The sequence below is a fragment of the Stenotrophomonas sp. GL_111 genome (genome assembly GCF_057835245.1).
The window spans coordinates 232154-251643 of the sequence record NZ_CM174421.1 but is presented as its reverse complement, the minus strand read 5'-3'; the positions used below and the strand labels follow the sequence as shown (position 1 = coordinate 251643).

General features: G+C 67.0%; 15 protein-coding genes. 7 read left to right on the top strand and 8 right to left on the bottom strand.

All coding sequences use genetic code 11. The annotated features are described in order from the left end of the window. Both AC3IPM_RS01075 and AC3IPM_RS01070 read left to right on the top strand, forming a co-directional pair. On the top strand, positions 1-1611 hold the full coding sequence (locus AC3IPM_RS01075) for a carboxyl transferase domain-containing protein (RefSeq protein ID WP_489302084.1): 1611 nt from the start codon (positions 1-3) through the stop codon (positions 1609-1611). An 89-nt stretch (positions 1612-1700) separates the two neighbouring features. Further along, entirely contained in the window at positions 1701-3692 is a 1992-nt protein-coding gene (locus AC3IPM_RS01070; protein WP_489302083.1) for an acetyl/propionyl/methylcrotonyl-CoA carboxylase subunit alpha, read from the top strand. 9 nt (positions 3693-3701) lie between these two features. On the opposite strand, the gene AC3IPM_RS01065 is transcribed toward AC3IPM_RS01070, so the two are convergent. Next, on the bottom strand, positions 3702-4877 hold the full coding sequence (locus tag AC3IPM_RS01065; RefSeq protein ID WP_489302082.1) for a putative peptide maturation dehydrogenase: 1176 nt from the start codon (positions 4875-4877) through the stop codon (positions 3702-3704). 190 nt (positions 4878-5067) lie between these two features. On the opposite strand from AC3IPM_RS01065, the gene AC3IPM_RS01060 reads away from it, so the two are divergent. Beyond that, a complete protein-coding gene (locus AC3IPM_RS01060) occupies positions 5068-5367 on the top strand; it encodes an NHLP-related RiPP peptide (protein ID WP_489302081.1) in 300 nt (99 codons plus the stop codon). On the opposite strand, the gene AC3IPM_RS01055 is transcribed toward AC3IPM_RS01060, so the two are convergent. The 4 genes from AC3IPM_RS01055 to aceB form a co-directional block, all read right to left on the bottom strand. Further along, positions 5354-7894 (bottom strand): putative peptide modification system cyclase, encoded by a 2541-nt coding sequence (locus AC3IPM_RS01055; RefSeq protein WP_489302080.1) that lies wholly within the window; start codon positions 7892-7894, stop codon positions 5354-5356. The genes AC3IPM_RS01060 and AC3IPM_RS01055 overlap by 14 nt on opposite strands. A 15-nt stretch (positions 7895-7909) precedes the next feature. Then, complete coding sequence (locus AC3IPM_RS01050) at positions 7910-8953, bottom strand: GGDEF domain-containing protein (RefSeq protein ID WP_489302079.1); 1044 nt, start codon at positions 8951-8953, stop codon at positions 7910-7912. A 195-nt stretch (positions 8954-9148) separates the two neighbouring features. Next, on the bottom strand, positions 9149-10441 hold the full coding sequence (gene aceA / locus AC3IPM_RS01045; RefSeq protein ID WP_489302078.1) for an isocitrate lyase: 1293 nt from the start codon (positions 10439-10441) through the stop codon (positions 9149-9151). Between the two features lie 63 nt (positions 10442-10504). Further along, positions 10505-12136: a malate synthase A gene (gene aceB, locus AC3IPM_RS01040; protein ID WP_489302077.1), complete on the bottom strand. Its 1632-nt coding sequence runs from the start codon at positions 12134-12136 to the stop codon at positions 10505-10507. A 107-nt stretch (positions 12137-12243) separates the two neighbouring features. Here aceB and AC3IPM_RS01035 point away from each other — a divergent pair, with 107 nt between their 5' ends. Next, positions 12244-13209, top strand: a complete 966-nt coding sequence (locus tag AC3IPM_RS01035) for a LysR family transcriptional regulator (RefSeq protein WP_489302076.1) — start codon at positions 12244-12246, stop codon at positions 13207-13209. A gap of 11 nt (positions 13210-13220) precedes the next feature. Further along, positions 13221-14126 (top strand): LysR family transcriptional regulator, encoded by a 906-nt coding sequence (locus tag AC3IPM_RS01030; protein WP_489302075.1) that lies wholly within the window; start codon positions 13221-13223, stop codon positions 14124-14126. Here the strand turns inward: AC3IPM_RS01030 and AC3IPM_RS01025 are convergent. Further along, on the bottom strand, positions 14116-15399 hold the full coding sequence (locus AC3IPM_RS01025) for an MFS transporter (RefSeq protein ID WP_489302074.1): 1284 nt from the start codon (positions 15397-15399) through the stop codon (positions 14116-14118). The two genes, AC3IPM_RS01030 and AC3IPM_RS01025, sit on opposite strands and share 11 nt — an antisense overlap. Before the next feature lie 136 nt (positions 15400-15535). Beyond that, complete coding sequence (gene lepB, locus AC3IPM_RS01020; protein ID WP_489302073.1) at positions 15536-16156, bottom strand: signal peptidase I; 621 nt, start codon at positions 16154-16156, stop codon at positions 15536-15538. A gap of 180 nt (positions 16157-16336) precedes the next feature. On the opposite strand from lepB, the gene AC3IPM_RS01015 reads away from it, so the two are divergent. Both AC3IPM_RS01015 and AC3IPM_RS01010 read left to right on the top strand, forming a co-directional pair. Beyond that, the gene (locus tag AC3IPM_RS01015; protein ID WP_489302072.1) at positions 16337-16753 is read left to right on the top strand and encodes a hypothetical protein; all 417 of its coding nucleotides are present in this window, start codon (positions 16337-16339) and stop codon (positions 16751-16753) included. Positions 16754-16756: 3 nt separating this feature from the next. Then, positions 16757-17206 (top strand): 3-dehydroquinate dehydratase, encoded by a 450-nt coding sequence (locus tag AC3IPM_RS01010; protein WP_489302071.1) that lies wholly within the window; start codon positions 16757-16759, stop codon positions 17204-17206. Between the two features lie 115 nt (positions 17207-17321). Here AC3IPM_RS01010 and dcp read toward each other — a convergent pair whose 3' ends face one another. Then, entirely contained in the window at positions 17322-19478 is a 2157-nt protein-coding gene (gene dcp / locus AC3IPM_RS01005) for a peptidyl-dipeptidase Dcp (RefSeq protein ID WP_489302070.1), read from the bottom strand. Between the last annotated feature and the right edge of the window lie 12 nt (positions 19479-19490).

Genomic DNA, 19490 nt, shown 5'->3' with positions numbered 1-19490 from the left:
ATGACCGTACTGACCACCCAGCTGCAACCCGGCAGCGAGACGTTCGAAGCCAACCGCACTGCCCTGCAGGCGGTGGTGGATGACCTGCGCGCCACCCTGGCGCGCACCGCGCTGGGCGGCAGCGAGGCGGCCCGCGCCAAGCACACCGCGCGCGGCAAGCTGCTGGTGCGCGACCGCATCGACGCACTGCTCGATCCGGGCAGCGCGTTCCTTGAGATTGCACCGCTGGCCGCGCACGGCATGTACGGCGACCCCATTCCCAGTGCCGGTGTGGTGGCGGGCATTGGCCGGGTGTCGGGCGTGGAGTGCGTGATCGTGGCCAACGATGCCACCGTCAAGGGCGGCACCTACTACCCGATGACGGTCAAGAAGCACCTGCGCGCGCAGGAAGTGGCCGAACAGAACCGCCTGCCGTGCATCTACCTGGTGGATTCCGGTGGTGCGTTCCTGCCGTTGCAGGACGAGGTGTTCCCGGACCGCGACCATTTCGGCCGGATCTTCTACAACCAGGCCAACCTGTCGGCGCAGGGCATTCCGCAGATCGCCTGCGTGATGGGCAGCTGCACCGCCGGCGGCGCCTATGTGCCGGCGATGAGCGATGAGACGGTGATCGTGCGCGAGCAGGGCACCATCTTCCTCGGCGGCCCGCCGCTGGTGAAAGCCGCCACCGGCGAAGTGGTGACGGCCGAGGAACTCGGCGGCGCCGACGTACACACGCGCATTTCCGGCGTGGCCGACCACATGGCCGACAACGACCTGCAGGCGCTGGCCCGGGTCCGCGCGATCATCGCCCAGCTCAACTGGCGCAAGCCCGAGCCGGCGCTGGCGGTGCAGGCACCGGTCGAACCGCGGTTCCCGGCGCAGGACCTGTACGGGGTGATCCCGGCCGACACGCGCAAGCCCTACGACGTGCGCGAAGTGATCATGCGCCTGGTCGACGACTCGCGTTTCGACGAGTTCAAGCCGCGCTACGGCAACACCCTGGTCACCGGCTTCGCGCACCTGCACGGCTACCCGGTGGGCATCATCGCCAACAACGGCATCCTGTTCTCCGAGTCCGCGCTGAAGGGCGCGCACTTCATCGAACTGTGCACGCAGCGCGGCATCCCGCTGGTGTTCCTGCAGAACATCACCGGCTTCATGGTCGGCCGCAAGTACGAACATGGCGGCATCGCCAAGGACGGCGCCAAGCTGGTGATGGCGGTGGCCTGCGCCAAGGTGCCCAAGTTCACCGTGGTGATCGGCGGCTCGTTCGGTGCCGGCAACTACGGCATGTGCGGCCGCGCCTACTCGCCCAACTTCCTGTGGATGTGGCCGAACGCGCGCATCGGCGTGATGGGCGGCGAGCAGGCCGCCAGCGTGCTGGCCACGGTCAAGCGCGATGGCATCGAAGCCAAGGGCGGGCAGTGGTCGGCCGAGGAAGAAGACGGCTTCAAATCCCCGATCCGCGAACAGTTCGAGCAGCAGGGTCACCCCTACTACGCCAGCGCACGGCTGTGGGACGACGGCGTGATCGACCCGGCCGACACCCGCCGCGTGCTGGGCCTGGCGTTGTCGGCCAGCCTCAACGCACCGGCGCGCAAGACCGAGTTCGGCGTGTTCCGCATGTAAGGCCGTGGCGGTGCCCCGGCACCGCCCTGCCCGCCTGACGCTCCCCGTATTTCCGACCGCCCGCCCCTGGCACGCGCAACGAGAAGACCATGTTCACCAAGATCCTGATCGCCAACCGCGGCGAAATCGCCTGCCGCGTCATCGCCACCTGCCAACGCCTGGGCATCGCCACCGTGGCGGTGTACTCCGAAGCCGACCGCAACGCGCGCCATGTGCGCCTGGCCGACGAAGCCATCGCGATCGGCCCGGCGGCCGCCCGCGACAGCTACCTGCGCGCGGACGCCATCCTGGACGCCGCGCGCCGCACCGGGGCGCAGGCGATCCATCCCGGCTACGGCTTCCTCTCCGAGAACGCCGACTTCGCCCAGGCCTGTGCCGAGGCCGGCATCGTCTTCATCGGCCCGACCGCTGCGGCGATCCGCGCGATGGGCGACAAGAGCGCGGCCAAGGCGCTGATGCAGCAGGCCGGCGTGCCGCTGACCCCCGGCTACCACGGCGACCAACAGGAGCCGCAGTTCCTGCGCGAACAGGCCGATGCCATCGGCTACCCGGTATTGATCAAGGCCAGCGCCGGCGGCGGCGGCAAGGGCATGCGCCGGGTGGATGCCAGCGCCGACTTCATCGAAGCGCTGGCCAGCTGCCAGCGCGAAGCGCAATCGGCCTTCGGCAACGCGCACGTGCTGGTGGAAAAGTACGTCGAGCGCCCGCGCCATATCGAGATCCAGGTGTTCGGCGACAGCCACGGCAACGTGGTGCATCTGTTCGAGCGCGACTGCTCGGTGCAGCGCCGCCACCAGAAGGTGCTGGAAGAGGCGCCTGCGCCGGGCATGACCCCCGAGCGCCGCGCTGCAATGGGCCAGGCCGCGGTGAATGCCGCGCGCGCGGTCAGCTACGTCGGTGCCGGCACGGTGGAGTTCATCGCCGCACCGGACGGCACGTTCTTCTTCATGGAAATGAACACCCGCCTGCAGGTCGAGCACCCGGTCACCGAGTACATCACCGGCACCGACCTGGTGGAATGGCAGCTGCGCGTGGCCAGCGGCGAGCGACTGCCGCTGTGCCAGGACCAGCTGAAGATCCACGGCCATGCGCTGGAAGCGCGGCTGTACGCCGAAGACGCCGACCGTGGCTTCCTGCCCTCCACCGGTACGCTGCGCCACCTGCGCCTGCCTGTTGCGAACGCCCATGTGCGCGTGGATGCCGGTGTCGAGCAGGGCGATGCGATCACCCCGTTCTACGACCCGATGATTGCCAAGCTGATCGTCTGGGACGTCGACCGCGCTGCCGCGCTGCGCCGCATGCAGCAGGCGCTGGCCGACTGCGAAGTGGTCGGCGTGACCACCAACGCCGCGTTCCTGCGCCGCCTGGTACTGACCGATTCGTTCACCCAGGCCAACCTGGATACCGCGCTGATCGAGCGCGAACACACCGCGCTGGCGCCCAATGCCGGCGACAGCGACCCGACGCTGTGGGCGTTGGCGGCCATTGCCGCGGTGGGCAGCCAGACCGCCGCGCGCATCGATGCGCGTGACCCGCATTCGCCCTGGCAGCTGCAGGATGGCTGGCGCCTGGGCGCCCGTGCGGCGCATGCACTCACCCTGGAGCATCGCGGCACCCAGCAGCCGGTGACGGCGCTGGAACACGACGGTACGTGGACGGTGACGGTGGGCGACACCCGCGTGCTCGCCTACGGCGCCCTCAATGGTGACGCCCTGCGCGTACAAAGCGGCGACGCCCTGCACCGCGCCCGCGTGGTCCGCGATGGCAGCGAGCTGTACCTGTTCGGCGGCGAAGGCACGCAGCGCTTCACCCTGCACGACCCGGTCAGCGAAGCCGACCAGAGCGTGGCCGATGCCGGCAGCCTGCTGGCGCCGATGCCAGGACGTATCGTCGCCACCTCGGTGGCACCGGGCACCAAGGTCAAGCGCGGTGCGCCGCTGCTGGTGCTCGAAGCGATGAAGATGGAGCACACCCTGCAGGCACCGGCCGATGGCGTGGTGCAGGGGTACCGGGTCAAGGCCGGGGATCAGGTGGGCGATGGGGCGGTGCTGGTGGATTTCGAGGTGGATGGGGCGGCTTGAATCCGCGCCTCACCCCACCCGCTGCCAGATCTGTTCGAGGGGGTCCAACTCGGCGGTCTGCATCGTCGTTGCCCGCCAGCCGAAGCCGCAGACCGCCAGCGCTCCTTGCTGGATGGGGTCCAGGCCGAAGCCACGCTCCAGGTGCTTTTCGTTGATGGCACCGGTGATGAAGGCGCCAAGTCCCAGGTCGGTTGCCGACAGGTACAACGTCTGCGACAGGTGCCCTGCCTCCAGCGTCACCACGCGGTAGCCCTTGGCGTGCCGCCGGTACTTCCAGAAGGTGCGGTCGAAACGCGGGACCATCACAACCAGGCAGTGCGCATTGGCGAACCAGTGCTGCTGACCCACCGCTTCCATGCTGAAGTCGCGCAGGGATTGGGCACCGGGCGGCAACGGCAGCAACTGATGGGAGTCACAGAGGTAACGGTACAGACCCGGTGCAACCCCTTCCACGTTCTGCACGATCAGGTAGGCCTGCATCGGATGCAAGCCGCCTCCGGAAGGGCTGTTCTTCTTCTGGAAGACCAGATCATCCCCGACTCTCACTTCCGCCTGCGCTGCGAACACCCGCTGCAGCATCTGTGCGAACAGGGCCAGCGGCAGCGCGCGATCCTCATCGAAGTTCCGGCAGGTGGCCCGGCGCTGGAGCAGCGCATCAAAGTCATCCCCCGGCACGCGTGGCAGTGCCACGGCATCCGCCAGATCCACCTCGCGCATTGCCGGCGGCGGCCCCAGTACCTCACGCATGCCCGTTGCGGTATCGGTGCCCGAATCAAGTGTGTTCTTGACCGCATCCACCGCTTCCCAACGCGTGAACGCGTGCAGGATCGCACCCAGTGGATGCCAGTGCACCGCGCGCAGCCGCACATCGTTGTCATGATGTGCCAGTTCAATCGAAGGGTTCGACCCAGGCTCGGGCAGGATCAGGCCCTTCTCAAGCAATGTATTCAGCGCCCTGGTATCCAGCGAGAGCGCTGTTGGGTCCGTCCACTCGCTCGGGCTCAATTGACCCAGCAGTTCGCGTTGTTGCGCATCCACCACGACCGGCGCATCAAGATGTGGCGCAAGCGCCTGCCACTGCAATGAACGCACCAGGCCACTGCCGCCAGCAAGCAAATCCTCCACCTGGAAGCGTGCCTGCTCTATCGGTTCGAGCATCAGGATTCCGCAGCGACGTATACGCACCTGTCTTTCCTCATCATGGGCATGATCGCACCTTGCTGGTGCGGCATGCCGGGGTATCGGCTGCACGCCGCAGATCTGGATAACCGGTAATCGACAACATCGAGCTAAAGGCGGGCGTACAACGGTCGATGTAGGCTCTTAGTCCGCGCTTCATCATCGCCCAGCATCCCCTCCTCCAATGGAAACACCCATGTCCTCCACCCCGCTCGAACCCGCCCTGGCCCTGGGACTCACCCGCCTGCTCTCCAACAACGACGACTTTCGCGAGCTGTTCCGCAATGACCCGGTCGCGGCGTTGATCCAGGCAGGTCTACCCAGCGAGCGCGCAGAGGCCATGCGGGTCTGCTGCCGCGTCGGGCAGCTTGCATCGAAGGAGGCCATCCAGGAGGCACAGCAGGAAATCCAGAACATGCTGACCGCCGGCCTGGGTCAGATCGTGCCCGCACTGGATGCAAACCCCAAGGGCGGTCACAGCCTCAAATCCCCGTAACCGGCCTTGCCGATGCGGGAATGGTGACCACTGCGCTGGCAGGCACTGCCAGCTCAGCCACGATCTGGCCAGCCGCGTTGCTGTCGATGACGTTCAGTGGTTGCATGCAGTAGCCGCAGTTCAACTCCGAGTACGCCAGACCACGGCTGCGGCTCAGGAAGCGGGCCTGAATCAGGGCGTTCTCACGCTGTCCCAATGCCAAGAAAGCCCTCATCGCCACCACGCGGGTCTGGAAACGCGCATGGGTACCCAGGAATGGTTTGAGCAGCTGAAGTGATCGAGCAGGATTGCCAGCCAGACGTGCCTGCTCGGCCTCCACCACGTGGCTCATTTCATTCAAGGGTGCTTCGCGTGACAGTTCCGGTCGTGCCCGCACGGCGGCAAGCGCTCGCGATGCAGCGGGCGCATCGTGCATGCGCAAAGCCAGCAATGCCGCGCCCAGCGCCGCCATTGCATCATCGCTGGTGTCAGCACTGGTGGGATCGGCCAGACGTGACAGCGTTGCATCCATGACGATGCGCAGGCTTTGTGCAGCCGCATCGCGATTATCTGCAGCCCATTGCACGGTGGCCAAGGGCAGCATGTAGAGACGGTGGTCGTAGCCCGTCTCCAGCGCCATGCGCTGCAAGCCCGCACGCGCCGAAGCCTCCGCACGCTGCCATTGGCGGCGATCGGCAGCCAAGGATGTGCGCTCGATATCGGCGTATCTGTTCAGCGGAACCTTGTCCAAAAGCACTTCGGCGCGGCTGTAATCACGCTGACTTGCCGCCACGCCAGCCAGGTAGCGCTGGCTCGCGCTGCGTCCACCGGACACCGCCTTTTCAAGTGCCCGCCGTGCGGCCGGCTGATCATCCATCGCCAGCAGAATGCGACCCAACTGGTCGTAAGCAATGTTGGAGAGTTCGAAGCGGGAGTCGGAAGCCTTCAACGCGTGTGGCACCGCTTCCTTGAAGCGGTTGTCGACGTACAACCACATCGCCGCATTGTGTTGGGCAGCGAAGTAGTCCGGATAAAGCGAAGCCAACTGTGTCCAGGCAGTGGCAGCGCGCCCCTGGTCGGTCAGGCTTGCCGACCAGGCATCCAGGTATAGGACTTCGCGCGGCGTCAGCCGCGTCGAAAGCCCTTGCGCCCGTTTCAGGGCCACCAAGGCGCCGGCCCGATCCATGCTGGTGAAACGGGCACGTACCTGTCCCATCCAGGCGAGCGCAAACCCTTCGTCCAGGCGAACGGCTTTCTCGTACATCGCCAGTGCGCCGTCGTAGTCGCCCGCCGCATAGAGATTCTGGCCCAGTGCATAGGCCCGCAGTGCATCCAGGCTCGAAGTGGTGACCAAGGGCAGCGGCTTGGAATCGGCACGCATCTGCGGTGCTGCTTCACCCAGCTGTTGGCGCAGCCTGGCGGTGACTTTGTCCACCGAATCCAGCATCGAGCCCATTCCATCGGCTTCCGCCGTGGCCACGGCCACGGTCTGCTGGGAATGTGGATCCACTACCTCCACACTGACCCGCGTGCGGCCACCGACTTCGGCCACGGTTGGCATCAGCACCATGCGCGCACCGGTACGCATCGCCACTTCCGATGCAACATGCGCATCCAGGCGTGCACCTCCCTGCAACTGCATCAGCTGCAGGACATCGCGCGCCTTCATATCGCTGAGGACATTGACGTATCGCGACTGCTCCAGGCTGATCCGCAGGGCCTGCTGCAACGAATCATCGAGCAGGGTATTGCCTGTGAGATTGCGCATGTCGCCGATCACTACCCAATCGCGCTCGGCGAAGGCAATCGCCGGCTCCGGTCGAAGCAATGTCCACAACACGAGGGCGACCATCACACATGCAGTGGCCTCGGCAAGCAGCGCGCCCGGCCGCAGCCACAAGGGGCGATCCAGCCAAGCCTTCTTGGTGCTGGCCGGACGCCGCATCGTGGGCGACTCCGGTGCCGCCACCTGATACACCTGCTGCGGATCGGGCATGCCCTTGAATCGCCAACGGCCGTGGGATTTCCACACCAGTCTGCGGGCGTGCTCTCCGAGTTCCCCGCTGCTGCGACGGGCCACGGATTCGGCCAACGCCGACAACAGGATCTGCCCGGGCCGCGCCAACTGCATCAAGCGGGCAGCCATCGGCTTGGCAAGGCCCTCCACTTCGATCGGCTTGGCACCGTGTGCCACCGCCTCGGCGCTGTTGTTCCACAGGATGACTTCACCCACGTGCAGACCGGCACGCGCACGCAGCGGAACGCGCAGCCTCTGGCCCAGCTGCAGGAGTTGCTCCTGGTAATCCAATGCGAACCCGAGGGCGTCAACCACCCGCTCAAACAACAGGAACAGCCCGTCGGAACGATCGATCTGATGCCCGTTCCACTGCTGCTGCAACGTCAGTACCAGGCGGTCATGCTGCTGGAAGAGTTCCGCTGCGGCAGCGTCGCCTATCCGCTCCACCAGCATCAACGAATCGCACAGGTCGGTGAACAACAATGCCCGCATCTGCGGGGCCTGGGTCGACGTTCCGTTGTCGCCGTTCATGCAGTCAATCCCCGATCAGGACGCGGCGGTCGCGGCACGCGACCAGTGCAGCCGGTTTCCCCCCAGGCGCTTGGCCTGGTACAGCGCATTGTCGGCGCGAGCGTACCACTCACTCCAGTCGGTATGGCCGTCCAGCAGCGACAGCCCGATGCTGACCGGGCACACGTGTGGCACGCCATGCGCGCGGCCCATCAGGCCGTGCACCGCGCTGAGGATGAACTCGGCGGCGTGCTGCAGGGTGTCGTTGTCGGCGGCGCGCAGCAGCAGGCAGAACTCGTCGCCGCCCAGCCGGCAGGCCATGTCCAGTTCGGTGGCCACCGAACGCAGGATGTTGGCCACGCTCTGCAGCACCCGGTCGCCGGCCTGGTGGCCGTGCTCGTCGTTGACCTGCTTGAAGCGGTCGCAGTCGATCAGCAGCAGGCCCTGCGGCGGGCCGTCTTCATGCACGCGGCATTCCTGCAGGTACAGCGCCAGGCCGCGGCGGTTGTGCAGGCCGGTCAGCTCGTCGGTGCGTACCAGCTCACGGGTGTGGGTGAGCTGGTGGGTGGTGATGTACAGATTGTCCAGCGCGGTTTCCAGGTCGTGGTTGCGCCGGCGCAGCTGGCGGATCAGGACCTGTTCGTTGCTGACCACGCGCATGATCGTGCGGCGCAGGAAATACGCCACCAGGCCGGGGTCGCGGTCGACCAGGCGCTGGAAATCGGCATTGCCCAGCTCCAGCACCACGGTGTCCGTTACCGCGCGCGCGTCGGCGCTACGCGGATGGTCGCCGATCAGCAGGCCGAGTTCGCCGAAGAATTCGTTGGGGCCCAGCGACTTCACCACCAGGTCTTCACCGAAATCCAGTTCGATGCCGCCGCTGACGATCACGTACATCGTCTCGCCGCCCTGGCCGCGATGGAACAGGAAGTCGCCGCCGCGCAGATGCCGCTGTTGACCAAACTCGCTGAACAGGGCAAATTCACCTGGACTCAAGACGGCATGCACGATCTCAGCCATCGCCGTCTGTGCGATGCCTGTCTCCTGTTCGCACACCATTGCCGCAACCTTGCCGGTCATCCCGTGCACCCGCTTCCCAGCGTTCCCCCGGTGAGCTGCGGAGGATAGCACCCATCAAAACTGTGCGCCTCATCCCATTTTTGGATATGGGTGTCGATTTTTCGTGCCCGGGCGGTCTTCACGCCATGGCCAAGTGGCGGCGGACGGTCCCCCGACCGACCGCCGCCCCCTTCCCGGGCCGTCCCGGGGATGCGATCAGGCCGCGCGTTCGGCGTTGAACTGCTCTTCCTCGGTCGAACCGGTCAGCGCGGTGGTGGAGGACTTGCCCTGCTGAATAGCCTGGGTCACCGCGTCGAAGTAGCCGGTGCCGACCTCGCGCTGGTGCTTGACCGCGGTAAAGCCACGCTCGGCGGCCGCGAATTCAGCTTCCTGCAGTTCCACGAAGGCGCTCATCTGGCGGCGTGCATAGCCGTGGGCCAGGTTGAACATGGAGTAGTTCAGGGCGTGGAAGCCGGCCAGGGTGATGAACTGGAACTTGTAGCCGTACTTGGCGATTTCCTTCTGGAAGGTGGCGATGGTGGCGTCGTCCAGGTTCTTCTTCCAGTTGAAGCTGGGCGAGCAGTTGTAGGCCAGCAGCTTGCCCGGGAACCGGGCATGGATGGCTTCGGCGAACTGGCGCGCGAACTCCAGGTCCGGCTTGCCGGTTTCACACCAGATCAGGTCGGCATAGGGCGCGTAGGCCAGGCCGCGGCTGATCGCCTGGTCCAGGCCGTTGCGGGTCTTGTAGAACCCTTCCACGGTGCGCTCGCCGGTGGCGAAGGGCTGGTCGTTGGCGTCGATGTCGCTGGTCAGCAGGTCGGCCGCCTCGGCGTCGGTGCGCGCCACCAGCAGGGTCGGCACGCCCATCACGTCCGCGGCCAGGCGCGCGGCGTTGAGCTTCTCGATCGCCTCGCGGGTTGGCACCAGCACCTTGCCGCCCATGTGCCCACACTTCTTCACCGAGGCCAGCTGGTCTTCGAAGTGGACGCCGGCCGCACCGGCTTCGATCATCGCCTTCATCAGTTCAAAGGCGTTGAGCACGCCGCCGAACCCGGCCTCGGCATCGGCCACGATCGGCTGCAGGAAGTCGATGTCATCCTTGCCTTCGGCATGGTGCAGCTGGTCGGCGCGCAGCAGGGTGTTGTTGATGCGCTTGACCACGGCCGGCACCGAGTCGGCCGGGTACAGCGACTGGTCCGGGTACATCTGACCGGCCAGATTGGCATCGGCCGCCACCTGCCAACCGGACAGGTAGATCGCGTTCAAGCCGGCCTTGACCTGCTGCATGGCCTGGTTGCCGGTCAGCGCGCCGAGCGCGTTGACGAACTCCTTTTCCTGCAGGTAGCCCCACAACTTCTCCGCGCCCAGCCGGGCCAACGAATGCTCCACGTGCACGGTGCCGCGCAGGCGCACCACGTCGGCGGCGGTGTAGTTGCGCTGGATCCCGGCCCAACGCGGGTCGGTGTTCCATTCGTGCTGGATCTGTTCGGCGGTCGGCAGCTTGCTCATGGCGTTTCTCCAGGGGGGAATACGTTGAATGGGTAAGGCGGTGCGGAAGGCGGGTGGTACAGGTCAGTCGAGACGGGCGTAGGCGGGCAGGGTCAGGAAGTCGGTGAGTTCATCGCGGCGGCTCAGCTCGGCCAGCAGGCCGATCGCCTCGTCGATCCGGCCACCGCCGGGCAGCGCGCTGCGCTCGCCCAGCCGTGCCGGCAGCTGGGCCAGGGTGGCGTCGAGCAGGGCCAGATCGATGGCGGTGCCGTCGTCGAGGTGCTGGCCGGGCACGTGCAACCACTGCCACAGCTGGCTGCGGCTGATTTCGGCGGTGGCCGCGTCTTCCATCAGGTGATGGATCGGCACGCAGCCGTTGCCGTCCAGCCAGGCGGCCAGGTAGCGCACGCAGACTTCCACGTTGCCCTCGAACCCGGCGCGGGTGATGCTGCCGGTGGGCGCGGCGATCAGCGCATCACGGCCCACCTGCACGTCACGGCGCAGCACCGCGTGCTGGTTCGGGCCGGGCATGTGTTCGTCGAAGATCGCCTGCGCCACCGGAATCAGTGCCGGATGGGCCACCCAGGTGCCATCGTGGCCGGCGGTCACCTCGCGCAGTTTGTCCGCGCGCACCCGCGCCATGGCCTGTTCGTTGGCGGCGGCATCGTGGTTGATCGGAATCTGTGCCGCCATGCCGCCCATCGCGTGCGCACCGCGGCGGTGGCAGGTCTTGATCAGCAGTTCCGAATAGGCCTTCAGAAACGGCTGGGTCATGGTCACCTGGCCGCGCTCGGGCAGCACCTTGTCGGCGTGGCGACGGAAGGTCTTGATGTAGGAAAAAATATAGTCCCAGCGCCCGCAGTTGAGGCCGACGATGCGGTCGCGCAGGGCGTGCAGGATCTCGTCCATCTCGAACACCGCCGGCAGCGTCTCGATCAGCACCGTGACCTTGATCTGCCCGTGCGGCAGATCAAGCATGCCTTCGATGTGCGACAGCGCGGTCTCCCACAGCGCGGCCTCTTCCATCGACTGCAGCTTGGGCAGGTAGAAGTACGGGCCGCGCTGGCGGCACATCAGGGTTCGGGCGTTGTGGTAGGCGAACACCGCCGCATCGAACAGGCCGCCGGCGATGGGCTGACCATCGATGCGCACGTGCTTCTCGTCCAGGTGCCAGCCGCGCGGGCGCACGATCAGCACCGCCTGTTCGTTGAGCGGGCGCAGCGCGTATTGCTTGCCGTTGGGCGCGGTGTGGGTGAGGTCGCCGCGCACCGCGCCGATCAGCGCCTGCTGGCCGGCCAGCAGGTTGCGCCAGGCCGGGGCGGTGGAATCCTCGAAGTCGGCCATGAACACCTTGGCCCCGGAGTTCAGCGCGTTGATCACCATCTTCGGGTCGGTCGGGCCGGTGATCTCCACGCGGCGGTCCTGCAGCGCGTCGGGCAGCGCGGCCACGGTCCAGTCGTCGGCACGGATCTGCGCGGTGTCGGTACGGAAGTCCGGCAGGCCACCGCCGTCAAAGAACGCCTGGCGGGCCTGGCGGGCCAGCAGGCGACGCTGGCGCTCCGGCTCCACCGCGCGATGCAGCGACACCAGCAGCGCCAGTACCCCGGCCGGCAGCAGCGCGGACTGGCCGGCGAGCTGGGTGGTCACGGTGATTCCCGGGGTGGCCGGGGCATCGGCGGGGGTCGGCTGGGCGGTGGCGTAAGCGACGGCGGACATGGCGGGCTCCTGCGTTGCGGTAGGCCTGTACCGTGCGCCGGGGTGTGGTATTTGGCAAAACAGTTATTGCAATGCACTACATAAGTTGTGCTTATACTCATGACGCCATGCCCACATCCCGCACCCCAAGCCCCCGGTTTTCCTACAAATCCGACCGGCTCAAGCCGCTGCGGGCGTTCTGCCAGACCGTGCGCCTGGGGTCAGTCTCACGGGCCGCTGAGGCACTTTTCGTCAGCCAACCGGCGATCAGCCAGCAGCTGCAGGCGCTGGAACGCGAAGTGGGGGTGAGCCTGTTCGAGCGCAGCGGGCGTCGCCTGGTACCCAGCCGCGAGGGCCAGCTGCTGTACGACATGGCGCTGCCATTGGTGGAGAGCCTGGACGGGCTGGAGGCCAGCTTCCGCGACAAGGTCAAAGGGCTGGACGCGGGCGAGCTCAACATCGCCGCCAACAGCTCCACCATCCTGTACCTGCTGCCGCGCATCGTGGAGCGTTTCCGCCAGCGCCATCCGGATGTGCGCCTGACCCTGCACAACGCGATCAGCGCCGACGGCACCGACCTGCTGCGCAGCGACGCGGCCGACCTGGCGGTAGGCTCGATGACCGACGTGCCGGCCGATCTCAGCTACGCCCCGGCCTACCGCTTCGAGCAGGTGCTGATCGCGCCGCAGGATCATCCTTTGCTGCGTGGCGAGCTGAGCCTGGAGGCGATCTCGCAGTACCCGCTGGTGCTGCCGCCCAAGCGCCAGATCACTTACCGCCTGGTCGACCAGGTGTTCCAGCGCCATCGCCTGCCCTACACCGTGGCCCTGGAAGTGGGCGGCTGGGAGGTGATCAAGCAGTACGTGGCGATGGGCATGGGCATCTCGATCGTGCCGGCGCTGTGCCTCAACGATGCCGACCGCGGCAAGCTGGTGACGCGCTCGATGAGTGCGTGGTTTCCCGAACGCAGCTACGGGGTGATCGTGCGCCGCGGGCGCTTCCTGTCCGCGCAGGCGCGCGCCTTCATCGAGCTGATCCAGCCGGACCTGTTCAGTCCGCGCAGCTATGATGAAAGTGGTCATTCGGAGCGTTGAAGGCGTCTGCCATGTCGATCGAACTGCGCCACCTCCGCTACTTCCTCGCCGTGGCCGACACGCTGCACTTCGGCCGCGCGGCCGAGCGCCTGGGGATGTCGCAGCCGCCGCTCAGCCAGCAGATCCGTCAGTTGGAAACGTTGCTGGGCGCGCGTCTGTTCCTGCGCAGCAATCGCCGCGTGGAGTTGACCGAAGCCGGGCGTGTGCTGCGTGAGCAGGCCAGTGCGGTACTGGAGCGCATGGACAAGGCGGTCGACCTCACCCAGCGCGCGCAGCGCGGTGAAACCGGCGAGCTGCGCATCGGGCTGACCCGTGCCACGCCGCTGTCCACGCAGATTCCGCGTGCGATCTTTGCTTACCGCCAGCAGTTCCCGCAGGTGCAGTTGAAGCTGCGTGAGATGAACACGCTGCAGCAGATCGATGCGTTGATGGCCGGCGAACTCGACGTCGGCTTGATCCGCAAACGCGCCCTGCCCGCACCGTTGATGTCGCGCAAGCTGTTCAGTGATCCATTGGCGCTGGTGGTGCACGACCAGCATCCGCTGCTGCACGGGCTGGCCCACGATGCGCCGGTGGCATTGCGCACGTTCGCGCATGAGCCCTTCGTCGGCTTCCTGCGCGAAGTAGGCGCGGGCATCCACGACCATGTCATCGCGCTGTGCCGCAGCGCGGGTTTCACCCCGCGCATCGTGCAGGAGGCCGGCGAAGCCTCGACCCTGATCAGCCTGGCCGCCTCCGGGCTGGGGGTGACGGTGCTGCCCTCGTCGTGCAGCCATATCCAGGTGGACGGCGCGCGCTTCGTCGCGCTCAGCGACCGTGCCGCCAGTTCGGAAGTGCACGTGGCCTGCCGGCGCGGGCCGATGTCGCCGCTGATCGCCCAGTTCACCCGGCTGCTGCAGGGCGGGCTCAGCGGCTGAGCGCGAGCGCCGCACCCGTCTCGCCGACGCTGCGGCCCAGCCGCCAGGCGATCGCCGCGCCGGCCAGGGTCAGCACTGCCGCGAACAGGCACACCCCCGGCCAGTCCCAGCGGGTGTAGAACACCCCGCCCAGCGCACCGGCCAGGCTGGAGCCCAGGTAGTAGCCGAACAGGTACAACGCCGCCGCTTCGGCGCGCATCGCCCCGCCCAGCGTGCCGACCCAGCTGCTGGCCACCGAGTGCCCACCGAAGAAGCCGAAGGTGACCAGCGCGATACCGGCGATCATCGCCGCCACCCACGGCAAGGCCAGCAACGCGATACCGGCCAGGATCAGCCCGAACGCCAGCAGCAGCACCCGCCCCCGGCCCAGCCGCGTGGCCAGCTGGCCCATCCACGCCGAGCTGATGCTGCCCACCAGGTACAGGGTGAAGATCAGCCCGACCACGGTCTGGCTCAGGCTGTAGGGCGGTGCCAGCAGATGGAAGCCGAGGTAGTTGTAGAGGGTGACAAATACCCCAAGCAGCACGAAGCCGATCACGAACAGCCACGGCAGGCCGTTGTCGCGGAACAGCGTGGCAAAGCGCGCGGGCATGTGCAGCAGGTTGCCGCGGCGGCGCAGGAAGTGCCGCGACGGTGGCAGCTGGGTCCACAGCAGCACCGCGCCAAGCAGGGCGATCACCCCGACCACGCCGATGCCGGCACGCCAGCCCCAGTGGTCGGCCACGATGCCGGCGATCAGCCGCCCGCTCATGCCACCCACCGCATTGCCGCCGATGTACAGCCCCATCGCCAGGCCCAGCGCGCGGCTGTCCATTTCCTCGACCAGGTAGGTCATCGCCACCGCCGGCACCCCGCTCAGGGTGATGCCGAGCAGGGTGCGCAGCACCAGCAGCGTGGTCCAGTCATCGACCAGGGCCGAGGCCACGCTCAGCACGGCCGAGCCGAGCAGCGAGGCAATCATCACCGGGCGCCGGCCCAGCGCATCGGAAATGAAACCGGCCAGCAGCATGGTTACTGCCAGCACCCCGGTGGTGACCGACAGCGCCAGCGCACTGTTGGCCGCCGACACCCCGAAGTGCTGCGCGAACTCCGGCAACAGGGGCTGCACGCAGTACAGCAGGCCGAAAGTGGAGAAACCGGCCAGGAACAGCGCCACCGACGTGCGCCGGAAGGCAGGGGTGCCCTGCTGGATGTACGGCGCAACGGGCGCACCCGCATCGCAAGGCGGATCGATCGAGCTGCGCTCAGGGACTGCTGCGGTGTCGCCGTTCATGCCGGAAAGGCCCGTGCAACCGGGCGGGAGCCAAAGGACAGGGCCCAGCATAGGCAGCGCTCACGGGTCGATCCATAACCTGTAATGTCTGGATTGATATGTTCAAGGTATCAATCCAGCTTTGTGCCGTGGTGCCTCAAAGCGCCTGCCAGGTGAAGCCGTCGCCACGCCGGTAGTAGACGTGCGACGCCTTGCCATACAGCGCGTGGGCATCGACCAGGCCGAAGAAGCGGCCATCGGCACTGTTGCCGCGATGATCGCCCAGCATCAACACCTTGCCGGCCGGCACGGTCAGGCCGGCGATGTCCGGGCCGCCGCCCTGGCCCAGATCGAGCCGGGCCAGGTGCTGACCGAAATCTTCGATCTCGCCCGCGTTGGCCTCGGCCAGGGGCTGGCCGTTGATGCTGAGGTGGCCATCGTGCAGTTCCACCCGGTCACCGCCTACCGCGGCGATGCGCTTGATCAGGCGGATGCCGTCCACGGGGGAGTCGAACACCGCCACATCGCCGCGCTGCGGCTGGCCGGTGTGCAGCAGCTCCACCGCGGTGAACGGCAGGCGCAGGCCATAGGCGCGCATGTCCACCACCACCCGGTCACCGGGCATCAGGGTGTACTGCATCGAGCCGCTGGGCACCTGGTAGTGGTTGGCCAGGCTGTCGCGTGCGGCGGCCAGCAGGCCAAGCATGATCAACAGCGGCACAGCCTCCTTCTTCAACCAGAGCAGCACGCGGTTGGGGGCGGCGGGGCTGGCATCCATGGAGCGTCTCCGGGCAAAGGGTGGTGGATGGGACTGCGGCAGCACCGGGCAAGTTCCCGCCCGCACGTACAGAAGCTACGCATTGTTTACGCCGTGCGGGCGGCGCTGGCATGGCGGTTTTACGGGCGCCGGTCGCATCGTGGCCACACCGCGCCGCAGGGCGCTTCAACGAGGTGTTCCATGACCATCCTGATGATCCGGCACACGCCGCCTGGCGCCGCACCGGATGCCACGCCGCTGCCTGCCCGGGTCGCCGGGCACCGCGTGGCGTGCCGCGACTGCGACTCGCTGCCGGCGCTGGTGCGTTGCCTGCAGCGCGCCCAGCGCAGCCGCCCGGCGCTGGTGTTGATCGCCACCAGTACGGTGGACGCGCCGCAGTGGGCCCGCTATGGGCAGGCGCTGCGCACGGCGCTGGAGGCACTGCCGGCGCCCTACATCGAGATGGCCAGCAATGACGACGATGCCCTGGACGAGCACCTGCACCCGCAGCATGCACCGGCCGCGCGGGTGGTGTGCAGCAGCGGCCACGCCGATGCCTGCCGGCTGTCGCTGGCGATCGCCGCGCATCGGCTGCAGCCGGTGGCGGGGAGGGCCTGAGCCATGTCGATCTTCATCATCCGTGGCCCGGAAGCCAGCGGCCAGCTGATCCGTACCGCGCAACCGCTGCCGCCGCCGGTGTTGAAATCGCTGGTGCACCGGGCCATCGATGCCGGCACCACGGTGGCGATCCGCGCCTGCGGGTCGGAGCAGGAACTGCTGGATGCCTTGCGCGTGGCCGACCACAGCCGTGGCGAAGTGACCCTGCTCGATCCCGGTGCATGCGTGGACAGCCCGCGCCTGCAACGGCTGCTGCCGCACCTGCGCAATGCCTACGTGGAAGTGCACGACGATGACAGCCGCGCGCCGGAAGCCTGCCTGCCGGCCAATGTCGGCCAGCGCATCGGCGTGGCGCATGGGTACTGCGCGCAGAGTTACATGCATGCGCTGGAGATCGCACTGGATCACCTGGGCTGCAGCGAGATCGTGGACGGGGTGCACGTGGGGACGTGACGGCACGCGTGCGAGGCCATCGGAACTACGGATGCAAAAACGGCAGGGTTTCCCCTGCCGTTCGTTTTTCAGGAGGTGTGCCGACCAACGGTCGGCATCCACCCGAAGACCCGGGTTACTTCAAACCGCGGTTGACCAGCAGCGGTTCCACCGACGGATCCTTGCCGCGGAATTCGCGGTACAGGTCGGCCAGCTCCACGCTGTTGCCGCGCGAGAGGATCTTGTCGCGGAACACCTGGCCGTTCTCCGGGGTCAGGCCGCCGTTTTCCTTGAACCACTCGAAGGCATCATGGTCGAGCACTTCGGCCCAGAAGTAGGCGTAGTACCCGGCCGAATAGCCACCGCCCCAGATGTGGTCGAAGTAGGTGGTGCGGTAACGCGGCGGCACCTGCGGCAGGTCGACCTTGAACTTCTTCAGCGCGGCCGCTTCGAAAGTGGCCACGTCCTGCAGCTTGGCGTCGGCCGGCTGGGTGTGCCAGGCCAGATCGAGCAGCGCCGCGGACAGGTACTCGGTGGTCGCGTAGCCCTGGTTGAAGGTGCGTGCCTTGAGGATCTTGTCCACCAGCGCCTGCGGCATCGGCTCGCCGGTCTTGTAGTTCTTGGCGTAGTTGGCGAACACCTTCGGGTCCAGCGCCCAATGCTCGTTGAACTGCGAGGGGAACTCCACGAAGTCGCGCGAGGTGCTGGTGCCGGCGATGGACGGGTACTTCACCTTGGAGAACATGCCATGCAGCGCGTGGCCGAACTCGTGGAACATGGTGGTGACGTCATCGAAGCTGAGCAGGGCCGGCTGGCCAGCGGCGGGCTTGGTGAAGTTGCACACGTTGTAGACCACCGGCTTGGCACCGGTCAGGCCATCCTGTTCGACGAACACGTCCATCCAGGCGCCACCGGACTTGCTGTCACGCTTGAAGTAGTCGGTGTAGAACAGGGCCAGCGAGGTGCCGTCCTTGTCGAACACTTCGTAGACCTTCATGTCCGCGTGGTAGGTCGGGATGTCGGTACGCGGCTTGAAGGTGATCCCGTACAGCTGGGTGGCGGCGTAGAAGACGCCGTTCTGCAGCACGTTGTCCATCTCGAAGTACGGCTTGATCTGGGCTTCGTCCAGGTCGTACTGGGCCTTGCGCACCTGCTCGGCGTAGAAGTCCCAGTCGGATGCAGCCAGCTTGAAGCCGCCCTTCTGCGCGTCGATCACCTTCTGCATTTCACCGATCTCGCCACGCGCCTTGGCGGTGGCCGCCGGCACGGTGTCGGTCAGCAGCTTGAGCGCGGCGGCCGGGGTCTTGGCCATCTGGTCGGCCAGGCTGTAGGCGGCGTAGTTGTCGAAGCCGAGCAGCTTGGCCTTCTGCGCACGCAGCTGAGCCAGGCGCTGCACGGTCTCCCGGGTGTCGTTGGCATCGCCCTTTTCAGCACGGGTTTCCGAGGCCTTGAGCACGGCAGCGCGCTGTTCGCGGTCGCTCAGCGAACCGAGCACCGGCTGCTGGGTGGTGTTCTGCAGCGGCAGCAGGAACTTGCCATCAAGCTTGCGCTCCTTGGCATCGGCGGCGGCGGTGTTGATCGCATCCTCGTCCAGGCCGGCCAGCTTGGCCTTGTCGTCCACCACGACCGCACCGGCGGCCGTGGCGGCCACCAGGCGGGTGTGGAACTGCGTGGCCAGCGTGGTTTCTTCCACGTTGAGCTTGCGCAGCGACGCCTTGTCGGCATCGTTCAACTGCGCGCCGGCGCGCACGAACTCCTGGTAATCACGCTCGACCAGGCGCGTCTGCACCGGGTCCAGGCCCAGCGAGGCGCGCTGGTCGTACAGGCTCTTGATGCGGGCGAACAGCTTCGGGTCGAGGTTGATCTCGTCCTGGTGCTCGGCCAGCTTCGGCGCCACTTCTTCCTGGATCTTCTGACGCGCATCGTTGGTGTCGGCCTGGACCAGGCCGAAGAAGATGCGCGATACGCGGGTCAGGGTCTCGCCGCTGCGCTCCAGCGCTTCGATGGTGTTGTCGAAGGTGGCCGGCTCGGGGTTGTCGGCGATCTTGCGGACTTCGGCCAGGTGCTGCTTCATGCCTTCATTGAAGGCCGGCAGGTAGTCACTGTCCTTGATCTTGTCGAACGGCGGGGCCTGGAACGGCAGCGTGCTGGCGCTCAACAGGGGGTTGGTGGAGGCATCGGCCGGCTGCGTGGCGGCGGGCGTCTGGGTGTCGGACACGGGGGTGGACTCCTTGCCGGAACAAGCCGCCAGCGCCAGGCTGATGGCAGCGGCCAAAACTACGGTACGCGACATGAAACGGGCTCC

Coding starts and splice junctions, on each gene's coding strand:
- AC3IPM_RS01075 (WP_489302084.1), top strand. CDS start 1: ATGACCGTACTGACCACCCAGCTGCAACCCGGCAGCGAGACGTTCGAA.
- AC3IPM_RS01070 (WP_489302083.1), top strand. CDS start 1,701: ATGTTCACCAAGATCCTGATCGCCAACCGCGGCGAAATCGCCTGCCGC.
- AC3IPM_RS01060 (WP_489302081.1), top strand. CDS start 5,068: ATGTCCTCCACCCCGCTCGAACCCGCCCTGGCCCTGGGACTCACCCGC.
- AC3IPM_RS01055 (WP_489302080.1), bottom strand. CDS start 7,894: ATGAACGGCGACAACGGAACGTCGACCCAGGCCCCGCAGATGCGGGCA.
- AC3IPM_RS01050 (WP_489302079.1), bottom strand. CDS start 8,953: ATGACCGGCAAGGTTGCGGCAATGGTGTGCGAACAGGAGACAGGCATC.
- aceA (WP_489302078.1), bottom strand. CDS start 10,441: ATGAGCAAGCTGCCGACCGCCGAACAGATCCAGCACGAATGGAACACC.
- aceB (WP_489302077.1), bottom strand. CDS start 12,136: ATGTCCGCCGTCGCTTACGCCACCGCCCAGCCGACCCCCGCCGATGCC.
- AC3IPM_RS01035 (WP_489302076.1), top strand. CDS start 12,244: ATGCCCACATCCCGCACCCCAAGCCCCCGGTTTTCCTACAAATCCGAC.
- AC3IPM_RS01030 (WP_489302075.1), top strand. CDS start 13,221: ATGTCGATCGAACTGCGCCACCTCCGCTACTTCCTCGCCGTGGCCGAC.
- AC3IPM_RS01025 (WP_489302074.1), bottom strand. CDS start 15,399: ATGAACGGCGACACCGCAGCAGTCCCTGAGCGCAGCTCGATCGATCCG.
- lepB (WP_489302073.1), bottom strand. CDS start 16,156: ATGGATGCCAGCCCCGCCGCCCCCAACCGCGTGCTGCTCTGGTTGAAG.
- AC3IPM_RS01015 (WP_489302072.1), top strand. CDS start 16,337: ATGACCATCCTGATGATCCGGCACACGCCGCCTGGCGCCGCACCGGAT.
- AC3IPM_RS01010 (WP_489302071.1), top strand. CDS start 16,757: ATGTCGATCTTCATCATCCGTGGCCCGGAAGCCAGCGGCCAGCTGATC.
- dcp (WP_489302070.1), bottom strand. CDS start 19,478: ATGTCGCGTACCGTAGTTTTGGCCGCTGCCATCAGCCTGGCGCTGGCG.